At 39.6% G+C, this 19702-nt stretch carries 20 protein-coding genes, 2 rRNA genes and 1 other annotated feature; of the genes, 21 read left to right on the top strand and 1 reads right to left on the bottom strand.

What is annotated here, in order from left to right:
- Nucleotides 1-104, top strand: a 23S ribosomal RNA gene (locus MLE14_RS17400); the annotation flags it as partial.
- An 81-nt stretch (nt 105-185) separates the two neighbouring features.
- Nucleotides 186-302, top strand: a 5S ribosomal RNA gene (gene rrf, locus MLE14_RS17395).
- 455 nt (nt 303-757) lie between these two features.
- Here the strand turns inward: rrf and nhaC are convergent.
- Entirely contained in the window at nt 758-2164 is a 1407-nt protein-coding gene (gene nhaC, locus MLE14_RS17390; protein ID WP_243299684.1) for a Na+/H+ antiporter NhaC, read from the bottom strand.
- 460 nt (nt 2165-2624) lie between these two features.
- On the opposite strand from nhaC, the gene MLE14_RS17385 reads away from it, so the two are divergent.
- The 19 genes from MLE14_RS17385 to rplK all read left to right on the top strand — a co-directional run bounded on the left by MLE14_RS17385 (nt 2625) and on the right by rplK (nt 19642).
- On the top strand, nt 2625-3086 hold the full coding sequence (locus MLE14_RS17385) for a CtsR family transcriptional regulator (RefSeq protein WP_243299683.1): 462 nt from the start codon (nt 2625-2627) through the stop codon (nt 3084-3086).
- 23 nt (nt 3087-3109) lie between these two features.
- Nucleotides 3110-3661: a UvrB/UvrC motif-containing protein gene (locus MLE14_RS17380; RefSeq protein WP_243299682.1), complete on the top strand. Its 552-nt coding sequence runs from the start codon at nt 3110-3112 to the stop codon at nt 3659-3661.
- Nucleotides 3661-4725 (top strand): protein arginine kinase, encoded by a 1065-nt coding sequence (locus tag MLE14_RS17375; protein WP_243299681.1) that lies wholly within the window; start codon nt 3661-3663, stop codon nt 4723-4725. Before MLE14_RS17380 ends, MLE14_RS17375 begins: the two co-directional genes overlap by 1 nt.
- A gap of 13 nt (nt 4726-4738) precedes the next feature.
- Entirely contained in the window at nt 4739-7159 is a 2421-nt protein-coding gene (gene clpC / locus MLE14_RS17370; protein WP_243299680.1) for an ATP-dependent protease ATP-binding subunit ClpC, read from the top strand.
- A 178-nt stretch (nt 7160-7337) separates the two neighbouring features.
- Nucleotides 7338-8714, top strand: coding sequence for a DNA repair protein RadA (gene radA / locus MLE14_RS17365; protein WP_243299679.1), 1377 nt, complete (start codon nt 7338-7340; stop codon nt 8712-8714).
- Between the two features lie 433 nt (nt 8715-9147).
- Complete coding sequence (locus MLE14_RS17360) at nt 9148-10233, top strand: PIN/TRAM domain-containing protein (protein ID WP_243299678.1); 1086 nt, start codon at nt 9148-9150, stop codon at nt 10231-10233.
- Between the two features lie 24 nt (nt 10234-10257).
- On the top strand, nt 10258-10953 hold the full coding sequence (gene ispD / locus MLE14_RS17355; protein ID WP_243299677.1) for a 2-C-methyl-D-erythritol 4-phosphate cytidylyltransferase: 696 nt from the start codon (nt 10258-10260) through the stop codon (nt 10951-10953).
- 15 nt (nt 10954-10968) lie between these two features.
- Nucleotides 10969-11448 (top strand): 2-C-methyl-D-erythritol 2,4-cyclodiphosphate synthase, encoded by a 480-nt coding sequence (gene ispF / locus MLE14_RS17350; RefSeq protein WP_243299676.1) that lies wholly within the window; start codon nt 10969-10971, stop codon nt 11446-11448.
- Between the two features lie 62 nt (nt 11449-11510).
- The gene (gene gltX / locus MLE14_RS17345; RefSeq protein ID WP_243299675.1) at nt 11511-12974 is read left to right on the top strand and encodes a glutamate--tRNA ligase; all 1464 of its coding nucleotides are present in this window, start codon (nt 11511-11513) and stop codon (nt 12972-12974) included.
- A gap of 34 nt (nt 12975-13008) precedes the next feature.
- Nucleotides 13009-13240, top strand: a binding site (T-box leader).
- A 63-nt stretch (nt 13241-13303) separates the two neighbouring features.
- Complete coding sequence (cysE, locus tag MLE14_RS17340) at nt 13304-13975, top strand: serine O-acetyltransferase (protein WP_243299674.1); 672 nt, start codon at nt 13304-13306, stop codon at nt 13973-13975.
- Nucleotides 13956-15353: a cysteine--tRNA ligase gene (cysS, locus tag MLE14_RS17335; protein ID WP_243299673.1), complete on the top strand. Its 1398-nt coding sequence runs from the start codon at nt 13956-13958 to the stop codon at nt 15351-15353. Before cysE ends, cysS begins: the two co-directional genes overlap by 20 nt.
- Nucleotides 15354-15355: 2 nt before the next feature.
- A complete protein-coding gene (locus tag MLE14_RS17330; RefSeq protein WP_243299672.1) occupies nt 15356-15787 on the top strand; it encodes a Mini-ribonuclease 3 in 432 nt (143 codons plus the stop codon).
- Nucleotides 15777-16520, top strand: coding sequence for a 23S rRNA (guanosine(2251)-2'-O)-methyltransferase RlmB (gene rlmB / locus MLE14_RS17325; protein WP_243299671.1), 744 nt, complete (start codon nt 15777-15779; stop codon nt 16518-16520). Before MLE14_RS17330 ends, rlmB begins: the two co-directional genes overlap by 11 nt.
- Before the next feature lie 3 nt (nt 16521-16523).
- Nucleotides 16524-17033, top strand: a complete 510-nt coding sequence (locus MLE14_RS17320; RefSeq protein WP_243299670.1) for an NYN domain-containing protein — start codon at nt 16524-16526, stop codon at nt 17031-17033.
- A gap of 71 nt (nt 17034-17104) precedes the next feature.
- The gene (gene sigH, locus MLE14_RS17315) at nt 17105-17767 is read left to right on the top strand and encodes an RNA polymerase sporulation sigma factor SigH (RefSeq protein WP_243299669.1); all 663 of its coding nucleotides are present in this window, start codon (nt 17105-17107) and stop codon (nt 17765-17767) included.
- 86 nt (nt 17768-17853) lie between these two features.
- Complete coding sequence (gene rpmG / locus MLE14_RS17310) at nt 17854-18000, top strand: 50S ribosomal protein L33 (protein ID WP_243299668.1); 147 nt, start codon at nt 17854-17856, stop codon at nt 17998-18000.
- Nucleotides 18001-18041: 41 nt separating this feature from the next.
- Complete coding sequence (secE, locus tag MLE14_RS17305; RefSeq protein WP_097160720.1) at nt 18042-18212, top strand: preprotein translocase subunit SecE; 171 nt, start codon at nt 18042-18044, stop codon at nt 18210-18212.
- A 293-nt stretch (nt 18213-18505) separates the two neighbouring features.
- Complete coding sequence (gene nusG, locus MLE14_RS17300) at nt 18506-19039, top strand: transcription termination/antitermination protein NusG (protein WP_243299667.1); 534 nt, start codon at nt 18506-18508, stop codon at nt 19037-19039.
- A gap of 177 nt (nt 19040-19216) precedes the next feature.
- Nucleotides 19217-19642, top strand: a complete 426-nt coding sequence (gene rplK / locus MLE14_RS17295; RefSeq protein WP_243299666.1) for a 50S ribosomal protein L11 — start codon at nt 19217-19219, stop codon at nt 19640-19642.
- The last annotated feature ends 60 nt before the right edge of the window (nt 19643-19702 follow it).

Raw genomic sequence — 19702 nt, 5'->3', positions numbered from 1 at the left:
TATGCAAGTAAGATCCCTTGAAGATGACAAGGTAGATAGGTCTGAGGTGGAAGCACGGTGACGTGTGGAGCTGACAGATACTAATCGATCGAGGACTTAACCAAGTTTATGGTGATTTTGGTCCTTACCTTATTCTTTAGTCGTTATCTAGTTTTGAGAGAACGACGTTCTCTGCATTTATAAGGTCTGGTAGCTATGGCGAGAAGGTCACACCCGTTCCCATCCCGAACACGGAAGTTAAGCTTCTCAGCGCCGATGGTAGTTGGGGGCTCTCCCCCTGCGAGAGTAGGACGTTGCCAGGCAAAGCAAAACAACCTAGGGTTTTGATCCTAGGTTGTTTTTTTTTGTATAAATGAAAACCATACGCAGAGCGTATCATTCAGGAAAGCTTTTAAGAATGTGATCTTTTGTGGGATATCTAAAAGGTAAAAATAGTTAAATGATATTTGATGGGCAAGCAAATTTAAATATCGGTATGGAAACAGAATATTTAGGTATAAAGGTTTCTAAATAGATACAGCAGAACGGTTTTTGTTCAAATAAATAGGAATTTGTATCATTCGAACGAAAATCCAAATTTACGCAAGAAAAGGAGATCCGTTCGGAACATGTAAATCATGAAACAAATCTTTAATCTAAACTTTATGCAGCATATACAAACTTCTGCTTTTTCACCCTCCTGCAACAGCCATAAAAAAAGCGGAAGCATTTAGCTTCCGCTTGCAACTTATACTGTATTAACTTTAGTTTTTCTGCCTCAGGCCTCAACTGATTTTCTTATCGCTTTCTGTTTCTTTGAAACGGCTAAGCCTGAAACTGCGTAAAGAATCGTTAATAATGGACAAAGCAAACAGAAGAACGTAAACGGTAAATAAGAGAAGGCAGAGACGCCAAGCACACTTGTTAAAAATACGCCACATACACTCCACGGAACGAGTGGATTAACTACGGTTCCGGCATCTTCTAAAACTCGAGATAAATGTTTTCTTGCAATCCCTTGTTTTTCATAGCTTTCTGCAAAAGCTTCTCCTGTTAATAAAATCGATAAATATTGCTCACCAATAAATAAGTTGATGCCCATTGCACAGGATACAGAAGTTAATATCGTGGACTTCTGAGTCGACAGCCAGTTTTTAATGCCAGCCAGTATACTTTGGATAATTCCCAGGGTAAATAAAAGTCCGCCTAGTCCAAGTGCTAAAATAACGAGAGATACAGTAAACATCATACTATTAAGGCCGCCACGCGACAGTAAAGAATCAATTGCTTGATTTCCAGTGCTTGATACATAGCCGGCAAATAAAATATTGAACATTTCTGCGATTCCTAATTTCTGCTGAACCAGACCAAGAACGCATGCAATAAATGAACTTACTCCGAGTGTAAGAAGGGCATGTACCTTTTTAATGGCTAACACGGCTAGGATAAACATTGGAATAAAGCTCATCCAATGAACCAGGTTTGCTTCAATTAGACTGGTTTGCAGTGTATTAATAACTGACATATCTTGGCCAGAAAGGTCTGGTGACAAAACAGCAAAAAGGATAAAAGAAATCATAAAAGCAGGAACTGTGGTCCACATCATATTTTTGATATGTTCAAATAAATCCACTTTTACAACGCCTGATGCAAGGTTGGTTGTATCGGATAGCGGTGACATTTTATCACCAAAGAATGCACCAGATATAATGGCACCTGCCGTAATGGCTAGGGAGCCATCAATTGAATCAGCAATCCCAATAAAGGCAAGACCGACTGTACTTGCTGTTGTAAAGGCACTTCCAATTCCTACACCTACAATCGCACAAATCGAAAAAACAATCGCATAAAAGTAAGGGAAAGCAGCTAATTCAAAACCAGTATACATCAGAGTTGGAATCGTTCCACTCACCATCCAGCTGCTAAGCAAAATTCCAATCATAAAGAATAGAAAAACAGCTCCTAATCCAGATTGAGCTCCTTTGATCATCCCTTGTTCTAATTTTTTAAAAGGAACTTTTTTAAGGAACCCGTAAAGGATTAATAGGATACATGCAGAAATTATAGGTAGATGAGGCGGAGCTTCTAAAAATATAATACTCCCGCTCATTATCCCAAACACAATCAATAAGATAAAAAGCGCTTCTCTAAATGTTGGAGATAAAATAGATTTTGTATGATTCATGATGATGTTCCCCCTTAAACAAATAAAAACCCTTGTTCATATAGGGACGGAACAAAATCCGCGGTACCACCCTATTTGATGAATCAAAGGTCATCCACTTTCTAGTAGAGTCTTTATTAATGAAAGTAATGTATTTCAAGATACAGCTGCCCAGGCTTTCACCACGCCGCCTAGTCTCTTATTGCTGCCCGCGATATCTCTACTTGTTTACTTTAAAAGACAAATATTCACTTTTATACTTAAACGCTTTTATGCAATAAAGTAATTATACTTTTATCTTATCAGGAATTGAAGGAATGTCAACTTCCAAAATCAGAGAATCTCTCGAGAAAAAATACAATTCAGAAGTCTATTGTTTTTAATTACAGGATAGAATAGTTGTATAAAATTCGGAGCTTGTTGTATAATTAATGTCAAATATAGTCAAAGTCAATATAATGAGTATGTAGGAGGGGGCATGATGAAAAATATCTCTGATATCATCGAGGAGTATTTAAAACAAGTTCTGGAATTAAGTGATCAGGATATTGTTGAGATCAAAAGAAGTGAAATCGCAGATAAATTTCAATGTGTACCTTCACAAATTAACTACGTCATAAATACAAGATTTACAATCGAACGAGGCTATGTAGTAGAGAGTAAACGCGGCGGAGGCGGATTTATTCGGATTATGAAGGTAAGACATCAGCCGCATGCTCATTTAATTGATCATTTATTATCTCTATTACAATCAAGAATTAGCCAGGCAACAGCAATAGATGTAATTCAAAGGTTATTGAATGAAAGAATTATTACAAAGCAAGAAGCTAAAATCATGGCAAGTGTGATGGACCGCTCTGTATTATCGGTTCAATTACCTGAAAGAGACGAGCTTAGAGCCCGGATTTTAAAGGCTATGCTTACGACATTAAAATATAAATAAGCTTGGAAGGTGGAGAGGTTAGAATGATATGTCAGGAATGTCATGAACGTCCTGCCACTTTACATCTGACGAAGATTATAAACGGTGAAAAAACAGAGGTTCATTTATGTGAGCACTGTGCCCATGAAAAAGGCGAAATGTTCATGTTTCAAGCCGGTCCAGGCTTTTCTGTGCACCATTTATTAGCGGGAATGTTAAATGGACAACACATCCTACAAAATTCTAAACAAGAACCGATTGGACATCCTGCTTCATTACAGTGTGAAACTTGCGGCTTAACGTATCATAAATTTGCACAGCTGGGGAAATTCGGGTGCGCGGATTGCTATGAGAGTTTTAAACCGGCACTTGAACCTATTCTAAAAAGATTCCATGCTGGAAATACCGTTCACCACGGTAAAGTTCCGGAAAGAGCAGGCGGAACGATTCATTTAAGGAAAAAATTGCAATCACTAAAATCACAGCTTGAACAATTAATTGCGGATGAAGAATTTGAAAAGGCTGCTATAGTTCGGGACGAGATTCGTACCTTAGAAAAAGAAATAACCTCTGATTCTAAGGGAGGAGAGGAATAATGTCGATCGAAAAATTTTTAAATTCAACCGTTAGTTCTTGGATGAGCGAAGAAGGACCAAGTTCCGATATTGTATTAACAAGCAGGGTAAGACTGGCACGTAATTTGAAGCATTATCGTTATCCGACCATTTTTACAAATGAAGAAGCACAAGCTGTTGTGAAAGAAATTGAGGAAAAAGTGAAATCTAATACATGTCCGATTTCATTAGAGTTATTAAGAATGGATGAGCTTCAGCCGCTGCAAAAAAGAGTGCTTGTTGAAAAGCATTTAATTAGTCCAAATTTAGCTGAAGAGTCTGCGTTTGGTGCTTGTTTATTATCTGAAAATGAAGAAGTCAGCATCATGATCAATGAAGAGGACCATATTAGAATTCAGTGTCTGTTTCCAGGATTGCAGCTCCAGCAAGCATTGCAGCTGGCTAATGAGATTGATAACTGGCTTGAACAGAGAATGGATTTTGCCTTTGATGAAGAAAGAGGATATTTAACAAGCTGCCCAACTAATGTGGGGACAGGATTAAGAGCATCCGTTATGATGCACCTGCCGGGCCTTGTATTAACCCAGCAAATGAATCGCCTTATACCGGCGATCAACCAGCTTGGTCTTGTTGTTAGAGGGATTTATGGCGAAGGCAGTGAAGCCTTAGGAAATATTTTTCAGATATCTAACCAAATAACACTTGGAAAGTCTGAAGAAGATATTGTCGATGATTTAATTACGGTAGTTACTCAATTAATTGAGCAGGAACGTTCAGCAAGGTCAGCACTTGCCAAAACTTCCGGCATACAATTAGAAGATCGCATTTTCCGTTCATATGGAATCCTTGCTAATAGCAGGATTATTGAATCAAAAGAAGCGGCCCGATGTCTATCTGACCTAAGACTAGGAATAGATATGGGATATATAAAAAATGTTAGCCGCAATATCCTTAATGAACTTATGATTTTAACTCAGCCCGGGTTTTTACAGCAATACGCAGGGGGGCCTTTAAGACCTCATGAAAGGGATGTAAAACGGGCAGGTTTAATTCGTGAAAGGCTGATATTAGAATCGAAAGAGTAGGAGGGTACCATAGATGATGTTTGGACGATTTACAGAAAGAGCCCAGAAAGTACTAGCACTTTCCCAAGAGGAAGCAATGAGACTAGGTCATAGCAATATTGGAACCGAGCATATTTTGCTTGGATTGGTAAGAGAAGGAGAAGGCATTGCGGCAAAGGCTTTATATGGATTAGGTTTAAGTCCTGAGAAAATCCAAAAAGAGGTTGAGAATTTAATTGGGCGTGGTCAGGATCAATCCCAAAATCCGCATTATACACCTAGAGCTAAAAAAGTAATCGAACTTTCTATGGATGAAGCAAGAAAATTAGGTCACTCCTATGTTGGAACCGAGCATATCCTCCTTGGACTGATTCGCGAGGGTGAAGGGGTAGCAGCCCGAGTCCTTAATAATTTAGGTGTAAGTTTAAATAAAGCGAGACAACAAGTCTTGCAATTATTAGGAAGCAACGAAGCAGGCGGCCACCAGGGCTCTTCCCATTCAAATGCGAGTACCCCGACATTAGACAGTTTAGCTCGTGATTTAACGGCAATTGCGAGAGAGGGAAGCTTGGACCCTGTGATTGGCAGAAGTAAAGAAATTCAAAGAGTGATTGAAGTACTTAGCAGAAGAACAAAAAACAATCCCGTCCTGATTGGGGAGCCTGGGGTAGGTAAAACAGCAATTGCTGAAGGTTTGGCACAGCAAATCGTTCAAAATGAGGTTCCGGAAATTTTACGTGATAAAAGGGTTATGACGTTAGATATGGGAACGGTTGTGGCTGGAACTAAGTACCGCGGTGAATTTGAAGACCGTTTAAAAAAGGTAATGGATGAAATCCGCCAAGCGGGAAATATAATTCTATTCATTGATGAGCTTCACACATTAATTGGTGCGGGTGGAGCAGAGGGTGCTATCGATGCGTCAAATATTTTAAAACCGTCTCTAGCCCGCGGAGAGCTTCAATGTATTGGGGCAACCACTTTAGATGAATATCGGAAATACATTGAAAAGGATGCGGCACTGGAGCGTCGTTTCCAGCCAATTACGGTTGATGAACCATCTGTTGACGAATCGATTCAAATCTTACGGGGGCTGCGTGACCGCTATGAAGCGCACCATCGTGTCACTATTACAGATGAAGCAATCGAGGCTGCGGTAAAACTATCGGACCGCTATATTTCTGACCGTTTCTTACCTGACAAAGCGATCGACTTAATTGATGAAGCCGGTTCAAAAGTGCGGTTACGCTCATTTACCACTCCTCCAAATTTAAAAGAACTGGAATTAAAATTAGAAGAAGTACGAAAAGAAAAGGATGCAGCGGTACAAAGCCAAGAATTCGAAAAAGCTGCTTCATTACGGGACTCAGAGCAGCGTCTTCGTGAACAATTAGAAGAAACGAAGAAATCCTGGAAGGAAAAACAAGGTCAAGAAAATACTGAAGTCACAGTAGATGATATAGCAACGGTTGTATCTAATTGGACGGGAATTCCTGTTTCAAAGCTTGCTCAGACTGAATCAGAAAAGCTGCTTAATCTTGAGAGCATTCTTCATGCTCGCGTCATCGGGCAAGATGAAGCCGTTAAAGCTGTGGCGAAAGCAGTTAGACGGGCAAGAGCTGGTTTAAAAGACCCTAAGCGTCCAATCGGGTCCTTTATCTTCCTTGGACCTACTGGGGTAGGTAAAACAGAACTTGCACGAGCTTTAGCCGAAGCAATGTTTGGCGATGAAGATGCAATGATTCGGATCGACATGTCTGAGTTCATGGAAAGACATACCACCTCCCGTCTTGTCGGTTCACCTCCGGGCTATGTAGGCTATGATGAAGGCGGACAATTAACAGAAAAAGTCCGGAGAAAACCTTACTCTGTCATCCTATTGGATGAAATTGAGAAAGCACATCCAGATGTATTTAACATTCTGCTTCAGGTATTAGAGGATGGACGCTTAACCGATTCAAAAGGAAGAACCGTAGACTTTAGAAATACGGTTCTGATTATGACTTCTAACGTAGGAGCAGAAGCACTAAAGCGCAATAAATATGTTGGCTTTAATGTTCAAGATGGAGAGCAGGATTATAAAGATATGAAGGGCAAAGTAATGGAAGAGCTCAAGAAAGCGTTCCGCCCTGAATTTTTAAACCGAATTGACGAAACCATTGTCTTCCATGCTCTTGAAAAACCACATTTAAAGGAAATTGTGTCATTATTGTCTGAACAATTAACGAAGCGTCTTAAAGATCAAGAAATTGAGCTTGAACTTACAGATGCTGCAAAGGCTAAAATTGCCGAAGTTGGCTACGATCCTGAATATGGAGCCAGACCGCTAAGAAGAGCGATTCAGAAGCATATCGAAGACCGTTTATCCGAAGAATTGCTGAAGGGTCAAGTGTTAACAGGCCATAAGGTAATAGTGGACGTTGAAGACGGAGAATTTAAAGTAATTTCTAAATAAATGCAAAAAGTTAATCTCGGAAGGCAGACTTTAAACTGCCTTCCTTCTCTTTATAACCTCCCTTTTAACAAAAAGAGACAAATCCCCTTACAAAATAAACATGGTACAATCAAACCAACTAATCTATTCTGCATAATTTCCATAATTTAGCTGTATGGTGTAGAGAGGAGAAAATTTTTTGAGCAAAGTTAAAACAAAGTTCGTTTGTCATGAATGTGGTTATGAATCTCCGAAATGGATGGGCAAATGCCCGGGGTGTAATCAATGGAATACACTGCAGGAAGAAAAACTCAAGAAAACAAGATTCAGTGGGGGAGCTTTTCAGCACTCCGTCCAGACTATGTCGAAAGCTGTTCCTTTACGTGATATTGAGAGTATGGAGGAACCCCGTATTTTAACGGGTTTATCAGAATTAGACCGCGTGTTGGGGGGCGGTATTGTTCCTGGTTCGCTCGTGTTAATTGGCGGTGATCCGGGAATTGGAAAGTCGACGCTCTTACTTCAGGTCTCTGCTCTGTTAGTACATAAAAATCAACAAGTTCTCTATGTTTCAGGTGAGGAATCTACAAGACAAACAAAACTAAGAGCAAATCGCCTGTCACTTGTGTCTGATCATCTCTATGTGCATAGTGAAACAAATTTAGAAGAAATCATCTCAACAATTGATCAAGTTCAGCCCCAATTTGTAGTAATTGACTCGATTCAAACCGTCTATCATTCTGAGGTTACCTCGGCTCCCGGGAGCGTATCGCAGGTGCGTGAATGTACGTCAGAACTCATGAGGATTGCCAAGACAAAGGGTATCGCCATCTTTATAGTGGGTCATGTAACAAAAGAAGGGGCCATTGCCGGCCCAAAATTACTTGAGCATATGGTTGATACGGTTTTATATTTTGAAGGAGAAAGACACCACACTTTTCGGATTATACGGGCAGTCAAAAATAGGTTTGGCTCGACCAATGAAATGGGTATTTTTGATATGAAAGATACAGGCCTTGAAGAAGTAGAAAATCCCTCAGAAATCTTTTTAGAAGAAAGATCAATGGGATCGTCCGGATCAACGGTGGTTGCGTCTATGGAAGGCACAAGACCTATGCTGGTAGAAATACAGGCATTAATCACCCCTTCGAGCTACGGGAATCCGAGAAGAATGGCCACAGGGATTGATCATAACCGGGTTTCTCTTATTATGGCTGTTTTAGAAAAACGTGTCGGTCTGCTGCTCCAAAATCAAGATGCCTATTTAAAAGTAGCGGGTGGCGTTAAATTAGACGAACCGGCTATTGATTTAGCAATTGCAATCAGTATCGCTTCCAGTTTTCGTGATCAGCCGACAAAGCCTGGGGACTGTTTTATTGGAGAGGTTGGTTTAACTGGGGAAATCCGCCGGGTAACCCGACTGGAAAACCGTATTCAAGAAGCTGAAAAACTCGGTTTCCAAAGAGTAATTGTACCAAAATATAATCTGGATTCGATAAAAGCTACAAAAGGAATTCAAGTAGTAGGGGTATCTTCCCTCCAAGAAGCTTTAAAAGCAGCTTTAGGAGGATCATAGAAGCAAATGAATATCTTTCCTATGAAAAAATATTCATAACTTGGTCATAGAATGGACATATTCTTTTTGTACAATAAAGACATTCGTGCCCATATCAAAAAGTGAAAGGGTCCAAGGAACCAGTTTTTGTACTGTTCTCCCAAATAACTTTTTAATGAAATGTGAAACTTTTTTAGGGGCTCGTTCGTTATTTTAATATAGTAGGTTCTGCAAGCCTGGACGTTACATAAAAAACATGGATTACATTGAAACAAAAAGGTTAAGGAATCGGGTCCCACTTTCATTTTTTGAAAATAGACAATCCGGCCCTATGAAAATAGCCGCCCATTGCTATAACATTTTAGTGTCTTTTTCTTTACAATTTCTAAAAACGGTGCAATTGAGCGTTTCAAAAATCTTATTTTGTTTATAATGTTTAAAAGGAGGTGAAGAAATGTTAAAACGCATTGTGCAAGCTTGTTTTATTATCACAGGAGTCACAATAGGTATATTTTTTATCCCAGCTGTTTTAACAGTTCTTGAATTAGGAGATGTTCAATTTATAACAAATCCATACGTAACAGCCGTGATTGGTGCTATTATTTTTTATCTTATTACTTTTTGGGCGGTTGATTATGTTGTTAATTTTGTGAAGTGGGTCGAGGAATCTCTGATCAAGGCCCCTATTACTGATATACTATTTGGAAGTTTAGGTTTATTGACTGGTCTTTTTGTTGCTTTTTTAATAGGATTTGCGTTAAACGTGATTGAAGTGCCGGTAGTTAATACGGTTGCTCCTATACTTTTAACTTTAATTTTTGGATATTTAGGGTTTCAGGTTGGTTTTAAGAAACGAGACGAACTGATGAGCTTTTTTTCACAAGCTGGCCGTTCCAAGAAAAAAGGACAAGAAGATCCAAGCGAGATGGGAAAAGAGTTCAAAATTCTCGATACGAGTGTTATTATTGATGGACGGATTGCAGATATTTGCCAGACTGGTTTTTTAGCCGGAACCATTATCATTCCTCAATTTGTTTTGGAGGAGCTGCAGCATATTGCCGATTCATCAGATGTTTTAAAGCGAAACCGCGGCAGAAGAGGTTTAGATATTCTTAATCGCATTCAAAAAGAACTCCCGATCAAAGTCGAAATATATGAGGGGGATTTTGAGGAAATCTCTGAGGTCGATAGTAAACTAGTGAAATTGGCGAAATTAATTAATGGTTATGTAGTTACTAATGATTATAATCTAAATAAAGTTTGTGAGCTGCAGGGAGTTTCCGTACTCAATATCAATGATTTAGCCAATGCGGTCAAACCAGTTGTTCTGCCTGGGGAAGAAATTAATGTACAGGTCATTAAAGATGGTAAAGAGCAGAATCAAGGGGTTGCCTACCTCGATGATGGAACGATGATCGTAGTTGAAGAAGGCAGAAATTATATTGGCAAAAACATTGATGTATTAGTCACAAGTGTTCTTCAAACTTCTGCAGGACGAATGATTTTTGCGAAACCAAAATTATTAGAGAGAGCGTTGTAGATATATAGAGAGGGAGAGCTTACCATGGAATACGTCGTGATAATTCCTGCTGCGGGCAGCGGAAAGAGAATGAACGCAGGAAAAAATAAGCTCTTTCTTACCGTTCAAAATGTTCCAGTTATTATCCATACATTACAGGTATTTGAAACAGATCCCTTATGTAAGGCCATTTATTTATCGATTAATCCGGGTGAAAGAGAATCGTTTAAATTGCTAATCAATCAATACAAAATTAATAAAGTAAAAGCGATGGTAGCGGGAGGAAAGGAACGGCAAGAAAGTGTCTTTGAAGCCTTAAAAGCTGTCAGGGAAACAGATATTGTTTTAGTCCATGACGGGGCTCGGCCTTTTATCCGGCATTCCACAATTCGCCGCCTCGTTGAAAAAGCGGAGGAAAGTAAAGCAGCTATTGTTGCTGTTCCTGTTAAAGACACGATAAAACGGGCAGAAGATGCGCAAATTATGGAAACAGTTGAACGATCTGGCTTGTGGGCGGCTCAAACCCCACAAGCTTTTCATATGTCTATTTTGAAACAAGCATATGAGTCGGCTGACCGTGACCAATTTTTAGGAACAGATGATGCTAGCTTAGTGGAACGGCTTGGTGTTGCGGTTGCAATCGTCGAAGGACAGTACGATAATATTAAATTAACAACCATAGAAGATTTATATTTTGCAGAAGCGATTATTAAAAATCGGCTAAGTTTACCAGAAGGTTAAAAGTGAGGGGAAATTATGTTTAGAGTTGGACAAGGCTTTGACGTCCATGCGTTTGATGTGAATCGGCCGCTTATCTTAGGGGGAGTGGAGATTCCCTATGAAAAGGGATTAAAAGGTCATTCTGATGCGGATGTACTTTTACATGCAATTAGTGATGCACTTTTAGGAGCGGTAGGAGAAGGGGATATTGGAAAGCATTTTCCTGATACAGACCCTGCCTTTAAGGATGCTGATTCTGCCAAACTCCTAGTGCGCGTTTGGCAACTAGTAACGGAAAAAGGGTATTCATTAGCTAATCTTGATTGTACCATTATTGCGCAAAAACCAAAAATGGCACCTCATATACCGGCAATGAAAGAGAGAATTGCTGAGTTGCTGGAGGCAAAAGCAGAGCAGATTAATGTAAAAGCCACTACAACTGAAAGACTAGGTTTTACGGGCAGGGAGGAAGGAATTGCTGCTCAAGCGGCTGTTCTGCTTTTAACCAATCAATGAACGTGTTACAATAGCAAGCGAAAATAAATGTTTTGTTCTAAAAAAGGAGGCCTATTTAGGCTATGAGTGAAATTCGAGTACGCTATGCACCGAGTCCAACAGGACATTTACATATAGGGAATGCGAGAACCGCATTATTTAATTATTTGTATGCAAGAAATCAGAATGGGAAGTTTATTATCCGAATTGAAGATACCGATAAAAAGCGCAATATTGAAGGCGGTGAGGAAAGCCAATTAACCCATCTTAAGTGGCTTGGAATAGACTGGGATGAGAGTATTGATTTAGGCGGAGAGTACGGCCCATACCGCCAATCAGAACGGAATGATATTTACAGCCGCTATTACAATGAGTTATTAGACAAAGGTCTTGCCTATAAATGCTATTGTACGGAAGAAGAACTAGAGGCTGAACGGGAAGAGCAAGCGAGCCGCGGAGAAACACCTCGGTACTCTGGAAAGTGCCGTCATCTTAGCGACGATGATCGTGCACGCTTAGAAGCGGAAGGAAGAAAGCCAAGTATCCGCTTTTTAGTTCCAGCCGGGAAGGTATACCAATTTAATGATATAGTTAAAGGCGAAGTCTCATTTGAATCGGACGGTATTGGTGATTTCGTTATTATAAAAAAAGATGGCATTCCCACTTATAATTTTGCTGTAGCGATTGATGATCATCTGATGGAAATTACACATGTCTTACGAGGGGATGATCATATTTCCAATACGCCGAAGCAGTTAATGATATATGAAGCATTCGACTGGGAGCCGCCTATATTTGGACATATGACATTAATCGTGAACGAAAGCCGGAAAAAGCTTTCAAAAAGGGATAAATCAATCATACAATATATCGAGCAATATAAGGAACTGGGCTATTTGCCTGAGGCTTTATTTAACTTTATTGCCCTGCTTGGGTGGTCACCTGGCGGAGAGGAAGAAATTTTCTCCAAGGAAGAATTTATTCAAATGTTCGACCCAAACCGTCTGTCTAAATCACCAGCATTGTTTGATAAACAAAAACTCACCTGGATGAATAATCAATATATTAAAAAGCTAGAGGTCGATAAGCTGGTTGATCTGGCTTTACCTCATTTAGTAAGGGCAGGAAGAGTTTCTGAGAGTATGACTGAAGCGGAAAAAGCGTGGACCGAGAAGCTGATTGCTCTTTACCAGGAACAAATGAGTTATGGCGCGGAAATTGTTGAGCTTTCTGAGTTGTTCTTTAAGGATGAAATATCGTATGATGAAGAAGCGAAGTCTGTTATTTCTGAGGAACAGGTTCCGCAAGTGTTGGCTTCCTTTAAAGAAAAAGTAGAAACACTGGATCCTTATGAAGCAAATGAAATAAATGCAGCGATTAAGCAGGTTCAAAAGGATACCGGACATAAAGGGAAAAAGCTGTTTATGCCAATCCGTGTTGCTGCAACTGGGCAAACGCATGGTCGTGATTTAGCAATTACATTAGAGCTCTTAGGAAAAGAAAAGGTGATTGCACGTTTAGATGCTATTTTAAATGAACAATTTTAAAAATAGGTTAATATAGTAAACTAACCTTTATAGTGATAAAGCAATGAAGAGGAGAAGTAAAAAAACGCATGCTTGAAAGAGAGAACCATCATCGGCTGAAAGTGGTTTAAGCCTCTCGTTTTTTGAAATGCACCTCTGAGTCCTTTTTCGAAAGAATAAAGTAGAAAAAGGCGGTTCACAGCCGTTACCTATTCGAGCCGAAATGAATGTTGTTAATGGTTGCATTCATTTAAGCAGAGTGGAACCGCGTTTAAAACGTCTCTGTATCAGACAGAGACGTTTTTTATATGGGTCAGTTATGAATTCTAATAAAAAGGGGGCTGTATAGGATGTTCAATAGGCTAAAAGAAGATATTGAGGTAGTGTTTGATCAAGACCCTGCTGCCCGCAGCACGTTAGAGGTTATTTTAACTTATTCTGGGCTTCATGCTATTTGGGCACACAGGATTGCCCATGCATTGTATAAAAGGAGATTTTTCTTTATCGCGCGGTGTATTTCTCAAATTAGCCGCTTCTTTACCGGAATTGAAATACATCCAGGTGCCAAAATCGGAAGGAGATTTTTCATTGACCACGGAATGGGTGTGGTAATTGGAGAAACTTGCGAAATCGGCGACAATGTTACGGTATTCCAGGGTGTTACTTTAGGAGGTACCGGAAAAGAAAAGGGAAAAAGACATCCGACGATTAAAGATAATGCATTGATTGCAACAGGGGCCAAGGTACTAGGATCCATAGTGATAGGAGAAAATGCTAAAATCGGAGCGGGTTCCGTTGTATTAAAGGATGTACCTCCTAATTCTACAGTTGTTGGAATTCCCGGAAAGGTCGTAATCCAGGATGGAGTGCGAATCCAAAAGGATTTAAACCATCGAGACCTGCCTGACCCTATAGCGGATCGAATTAGACAGCTTGAAGAAGAAATAGCACAATTACGAGAAGAACTAGCAGCTATAAAAAAAGAAGGGAGCGAACGCTCAAATGTCCATTCAAATATATAATACGCTAACGAGAAAAAAAGAAGAATTTACCCCGATTGAACCAGGAAAAGTAAAAATGTATGTTTGCGGTCCAACCGTATACAATTATATTCATATTGGAAATGCCCGGCCTGTCATCGTATTTGATACGGTACGGCGCTACCTAATGTTTCGCGGGTACGATGTTCATTATGTTTCAAACTTTACAGATGTAGATGATAAAATCATTAAGGCAGCAAATGAGTTAAAGGAGGATGTCCATACTTTAACAGAACGTTTTATTCAGGCCTATTTTGAGGATATTGCTGCTTTAGGTGCAGAAAAGGCTACACTTCACCCTCGAGTTACGGAAAATATTGATACAATCATTGAGTTTATCCAAACACTGATTGATAAAGGCTATGCCTATGAATCCGGCGGTGATGTATACTTTCGAACAAGACGTTTTCAGGGTTATGGCAAACTCTCTCACCAATCGATAGATGAACTTCAGATTGGGGCGAGAATAGAAGTAGGAGAAAAGAAGGAGGATCCGCTTGATTTTGTCCTGTGGAAAGCAGCAAAAGAAAATGAAATTAAGTGGTCCAGTCCATGGGGAGATGGACGTCCAGGCTGGCATATAGAATGCTCTGCTTTGGCAAGAAAATACTTAGGTGATACGCTTGATATCCATGCGGGCGGTCAAGATTTAGCCTTTCCGCATCATGAAAATGAAATTGCCCAATCGGAAGCACTAACGGGTAAACCTTTTGCAAACTACTGGATGCATAATGGCTATATAAATATAGATAATGAAAAGATGTCGAAATCCCTAGGCAATTTTATTCTTGTGCATGATATTATCCAGGAATTAAACCCTCAAGTTCTTCGATTCTTTATGTTATCGGTTCATTATCGCCATCCGATTAACTTTAGCCGTGAACTCGTAGAAAACGCAGCAAAGTCGCTAGAACGTTTAAAAACGTCTTTTCAAAATCTGCAGCATCGTAAAGAAATAAGTGTTAATTTAGGCGAAAATGATGAGAAATGGTTGAAAATAATCCAATCATTACATGATGAATTTGTAAAAGAAATGGATGACGACTTTAATACAGCAAATGGGATTTCCGTATTATTTGAGTTAGCCAAACAGGCCAATTATTATTTAATGGAAAAGAATTCCTCTGTAGAAGTTTTAGATGCTTTTATCAATAAATTTAAAGACTTTTTCTCAGTCCTTGGTATTACAATCGAGGAACAAGAGCTTTTAGATGAAGAGATTGAAGCTTTAATCGAACAGCGAATTCAGGCGCGAAAAGATCGAAATTTTACCTTGGCTGATGAAATTAGAGACCGCTTAAAAGAACAAAATATTATATTAGAGGATACACCTCAAGGGACAAGATGGAAGCGGGGATAAACATGTGCGATGAAGGAATCCAGTTAGACGTTAAACAATTGAATAGTCTTTCCTTAGCTTACATGGGTGATGCTGTCTATGAAGTGTATGTCAGGCGCCACCTCCTTCATCATGAATCTGTAAAACCGGCCAGGCTTCATAGAGAAGCGACCCATTATGTTTCGGCAAAAGCACAGGCAAGCATCATCCATACCTTTATACAAACAGAGAGTTTGACTGAGGAAGAGCTGGCAGTTGTTAAACGGGGAAGGAATGCAAGATCACATACTGTACCAAAAAATACGGATGTTCAGACCTATCGGTATAGCACCGGATTTGAGGCTTTAATTGGCTATTTATTCTTACTCAATCGAATCGAGCGGATGGAAGCTTTAATTAAACAGTCCTTTGATGTAATAAAAAATCAGAAAGGAGGAATCAATCATGGAATCTGAATGGATATTTGGCAGAAATCCCGTATTAGAGGTACTTAAGTCAGATAGAGATATTCAAAAGCTTTTGGTTGCAGAAGGTTCACAAAAAGGGAGCATTCAACAAGTCTTAAAAATAGCAAAAGAGAAAAGCGTGATTGTCCAAACTGTACCTAAACGAAAGCTGGATCAAATGTTCAATGGCCCTCATCAGGGTGTAGCAGCTCAGATCGCGGCTTACCAGTATGCAGAACTGGACGAGTTATATAAAAGAGCGAATGAACGCGGGGAGCCTCCATTTTTTATCATATTGGACGAGCTAGAAGATCCGCATAATCTAGGTTCGATTATGAGAACATGTGATGCAGTGGGAGCCCATGGAATTATAATTCCGAAAAGAAGATCGGTCGGTTTAACTGCAACGGTTGCGAAAGCCTCAACCGGGGCAATTGAGCATATTCCGGTAGCTCGCGTAACGAATTTAGCACGGACCATTGATGAATTGAAAGAATCAGGGGTATGGATCGTCGGAACAGATAGGGATGCAGACCAGGATTATAGACAATTAGACGGAAAGATGCCGCTTGGCATTGTCATTGGCAGTGAAGGTAAAGGCATGAGCCGTTTGGTTAAAGAAAAATGTGATTTTCTTATCTCCCTGCCCATGATCGGACATGTTACTTCCTTAAATGCTTCAGTTGCAGCCGCACTCTTGATGTATGAGGTATTTAGAAAACGTCATGCAATTGGTGAATAAAAAATGGATATTCTCCTTGTGGATGGCTACAACATAATTGGTGCTTGGCCAGAGCTTCGTGCTTTAAAAAACAGTGATTTAGCATCAGCAAGAGATCGATTAATTGAAAAAATGGCAGAATATCAGGCTTTTACAGGTTATAAGGTGATTGTTGTTTTCGATGCACATTATGTACAAGGGACAGAGAAAAAATATAAGAATTATAAGATTGAAGTAATCTTCACCAGAGAAAATGAAACAGCGGATGAACGGATCGAAAAATTGGCGATTTCTTTAGGGAATATCAAAACACAAATTCATGTTGCTACTTCCGACTATACAGAACAATGGGCAATTTTTGGACAAGGGGCCTTGCGGAAGTCGGCCCGTGAATTATTACATGAAATGGAAAGTATTGAGAGAAATATCGGCAAAAATGTACAAAAGTCCCTTGAAACTAAACCAAAGTCTAAAATTCAGCTTCCAGATGAAATAGCAGAAATATTCGAAAAATGGAGAAGAGGCGGACAATGATTGGTTGACCCCTTTATTCGTCTACTGTATAATATTTCTATCTAATGCGCACGGTTGGGGGGATCTATAGGGTGAATTCGAACTTCGGGGAAAGCCAACATAGTGCTTACAAGTTTTTAGAGGACGAAGAGATTGTGGACTTAGTTCATCAGGGCGAAAGTGAAGCGCTTGATTACCTGATTCATAAGTACCGGAACTTTGTAAGGGCGAAAGCGAGATCCTATTTTTTGATTGGTGCAACGAAAGAAGATATTGTCCAGGAAGGCATGATTGGCTTATATAAGGCAATTCGTGACTTCAAAGAGGACAAGCTCACCTCTTTTAAAGCATTTGCCGAGTTGTGTATTACCAGACAAATTATTACTGCCATTAAAACCGCAACCCGTCAAAAGCATATTCCTCTGAATTCCTATGTATCATTGGACAAGCCTATTTTTGATGAAGAGTCAGATCGAACACTTATGGATGTCATTTCAGGTGCAAAGATAATGGATCCTGAGGAATTAATTATAAGCCGTGAAGAATTTGATAATATTGAATTGAAAATGTCGGAGATTTTGAGTGACTTGGAACAAAAAGTACTTGCCCTCTATCTGGATGGGCAGTCTTATCAAGAGATTTCAGAAGAGTTAAACAGACATGTAAAGTCTATTGATAATGCACTGCAGCGGGTTAAGAGAAAGTTAGAGAGATACTTAGAGATCAGGGAGATCACCCACTCCTCCTCTTCTTAGCCAAAGCTATACGCGAGTTTGACAAGTTTTTAGGACCGTGATAAAGTTTTAGAGGCGTAATAGATTTATATAGGTGATGAACAATTATGAGCAAAAAACAAGTTTTGGCTTGTTCGGAATGCGGTTCTAGAAACTATTCAAAGGATTTAAATAAAACGAGTACAGAACGTTTAGAAGTAAAAAAGTTTTGTAAGACTTGTAATAGTCACACCGTTCACAAACAAACAAAATAATAGTTTTGACATAGATCTACTTTCAGTTGGGGGTTAACTTCATGCAATTTTTTCGCAATGTAGCCAGCGAGATGAAAAAGGTCAGCTGGCCAAAAAGGAAAGAACTCGTTCGATATACTGTTACAGTTATTGTGACTGTGGCGTTTGTCTCTGTGTTTTTTGCGGTTGTAGATTTAGGAATCTCTTCGGTAATTGAATTGATTCTTGAATAAGTTAGCAGATGACATGGTATAATGGTGAATATCTAAGATTTGACAAGACCCGGAAACGGGTTTTTTCATTGTACTTTAAAAAATAAAATTCTAGCAATGAAGTGAATTCGACGTATTGAAATTTTTAGGAATAAAGTACGAAGGCCAGAATGGCCAAATCGAGCGAGGCAACAGGATATGGCGCTTCGCGTGATAAAGTGCAAATAGGCAAGTGCCTAAAGGCTTGGCTCTAGCCAAGTTTTCTTTACCCGAAAATCGGAAGTGGGGAGGGAAGGACGTATTAGTCCTACTGAATGGAAAAGAATTGGTATGTAGTGCATACTTACTCAGGTTATGAAAACAAAGTAAAAGCAAACCTTGAAAAAAGGGTTGAATCCATGGGTATGCAAGATAAGATTTTCCGTGTCGTGGTACCTGAGGAAGAGGAAACGGATATTAAAAACGGAAAGAAAAAAGTTGTAAAGAAGAAGGTTTTCCCGGGGTATGTATTAGTTGAGCTTGTAATGACAGACGACTCTTGGTATGTGGTCAGAAATACTCCAGGTGTAACAGGATTTGTCGGATCGGCTGGGTCAGGATCAAAACCAACACCGCTTATGCCAGACGAAGTAAGCTCTGTGTTAAAGAAAATGGGGGTTGAAGAAAGAAAGGTGGATATTAACTTCGAACTTGGCGAAACTGTCAAGGTGAAGGAAGGTCCATTTGCAAACTTTACCGGTTCCATAGAAGACATAGACCGAGACAAACAAAAGATTAAAGTTTTAGTGAATATGTTTGGCAGAGAAACGCCAGTTGAACTTAGCTTTGATCAAATTGATAAATTATAATTTGAAACGACTTGAAATCATTCTTAAAAAATGATAATATTTTTTAAGTCGGTGTGTCTACGGGTAGACACTACTGTTTTTTTCATGAGATTTCTATATGCTACGATAGCATAGATAAGAGTGGGAGGGATTTAACGTCCCTATTACCACATCACGGACTTTAAGGAGGTGTGTCTCGTGGCTAAAAAAGTAATCAAAGTTGTTAAGCTTCAAATTCCAGCGGGTAAAGCAAATCCAGCTCCGCCGGTTGGTCCTGCACTTGGTCAAGCTGGTGTAAATATTATGGGATTCTGTAAAGAGTTCAACGCACGTACTGCCGATCAAGCTGGTCTTATTATTCCGGTTGAAATTACGGTATTTGAAGACCGTTCATTTACATTTATTACGAAAACTCCGCCTGCGGCTGTTTTACTTAAGAAAGCTGCTGGTATCGAGTCTGGTTCTGGTGAACCAAACCGTAAAAAAGTAGCAACTGTTAAACGCGATAAAGTACGCGAAATTGCTGAAACAAAAATGCCTGACCTTAACGCAGCAAACGTTGAAGCAGCGATGCGCATGGTTGAAGGTACAGCCCGCAGCATGGGTATCGTGATCGAAGACTAATAAGATACCTTTTTTCACGGGGTTGCGAAGTCTAAAACAGGAATTCGCAACCTTTTTAGT

Source organism: Bacillus litorisediminis (assembly GCF_022808645.1).
Lineage (GTDB): Bacteria > Bacillota > Bacilli > Bacillales > JC228 > Bacillus_BF > Bacillus_BF litorisediminis.
The sequence above is the reverse complement of the archived record's forward strand: the minus strand, read 5'-3'. Positions and strand labels throughout refer to the sequence as shown.

Excerpts from the sequence above, each read along its gene's own strand:
- nhaC (WP_243299684.1), bottom strand. The coding sequence starts at position 2,164 with ATGAATCATACAAAATCTATTTTATCTCCAACATTTAGAGAAGCGCTT.
- MLE14_RS17385 (WP_243299683.1), top strand. The coding sequence starts at position 2,625 with ATGAAAAATATCTCTGATATCATCGAGGAGTATTTAAAACAAGTTCTG.
- MLE14_RS17380 (WP_243299682.1), top strand. The coding sequence starts at position 3,110 with ATGATATGTCAGGAATGTCATGAACGTCCTGCCACTTTACATCTGACG.
- MLE14_RS17375 (WP_243299681.1), top strand. The coding sequence starts at position 3,661 with ATGTCGATCGAAAAATTTTTAAATTCAACCGTTAGTTCTTGGATGAGC.
- clpC (WP_243299680.1), top strand. The coding sequence starts at position 4,739 with ATGATGTTTGGACGATTTACAGAAAGAGCCCAGAAAGTACTAGCACTT.
- MLE14_RS17360 (WP_243299678.1), top strand. The coding sequence starts at position 9,148 with ATGTTAAAACGCATTGTGCAAGCTTGTTTTATTATCACAGGAGTCACA.
- ispD (WP_243299677.1), top strand. The coding sequence starts at position 10,258 with ATGGAATACGTCGTGATAATTCCTGCTGCGGGCAGCGGAAAGAGAATG.
- ispF (WP_243299676.1), top strand. The coding sequence starts at position 10,969 with ATGTTTAGAGTTGGACAAGGCTTTGACGTCCATGCGTTTGATGTGAAT.
- gltX (WP_243299675.1), top strand. The coding sequence starts at position 11,511 with ATGAGTGAAATTCGAGTACGCTATGCACCGAGTCCAACAGGACATTTA.
- cysE (WP_243299674.1), top strand. The coding sequence starts at position 13,304 with ATGTTCAATAGGCTAAAAGAAGATATTGAGGTAGTGTTTGATCAAGAC.
- cysS (WP_243299673.1), top strand. The coding sequence starts at position 13,956 with ATGTCCATTCAAATATATAATACGCTAACGAGAAAAAAAGAAGAATTT.
- MLE14_RS17330 (WP_243299672.1), top strand. The coding sequence starts at position 15,356 with ATGTGCGATGAAGGAATCCAGTTAGACGTTAAACAATTGAATAGTCTT.
- rlmB (WP_243299671.1), top strand. The coding sequence starts at position 15,777 with ATGGAATCTGAATGGATATTTGGCAGAAATCCCGTATTAGAGGTACTT.
- MLE14_RS17320 (WP_243299670.1), top strand. The coding sequence starts at position 16,524 with ATGGATATTCTCCTTGTGGATGGCTACAACATAATTGGTGCTTGGCCA.
- rpmG (WP_243299668.1), top strand. The coding sequence starts at position 17,854 with ATGAGCAAAAAACAAGTTTTGGCTTGTTCGGAATGCGGTTCTAGAAAC.
- secE (WP_097160720.1), top strand. The coding sequence starts at position 18,042 with ATGCAATTTTTTCGCAATGTAGCCAGCGAGATGAAAAAGGTCAGCTGG.
- nusG (WP_243299667.1), top strand. The coding sequence starts at position 18,506 with ATGGAAAAGAATTGGTATGTAGTGCATACTTACTCAGGTTATGAAAAC.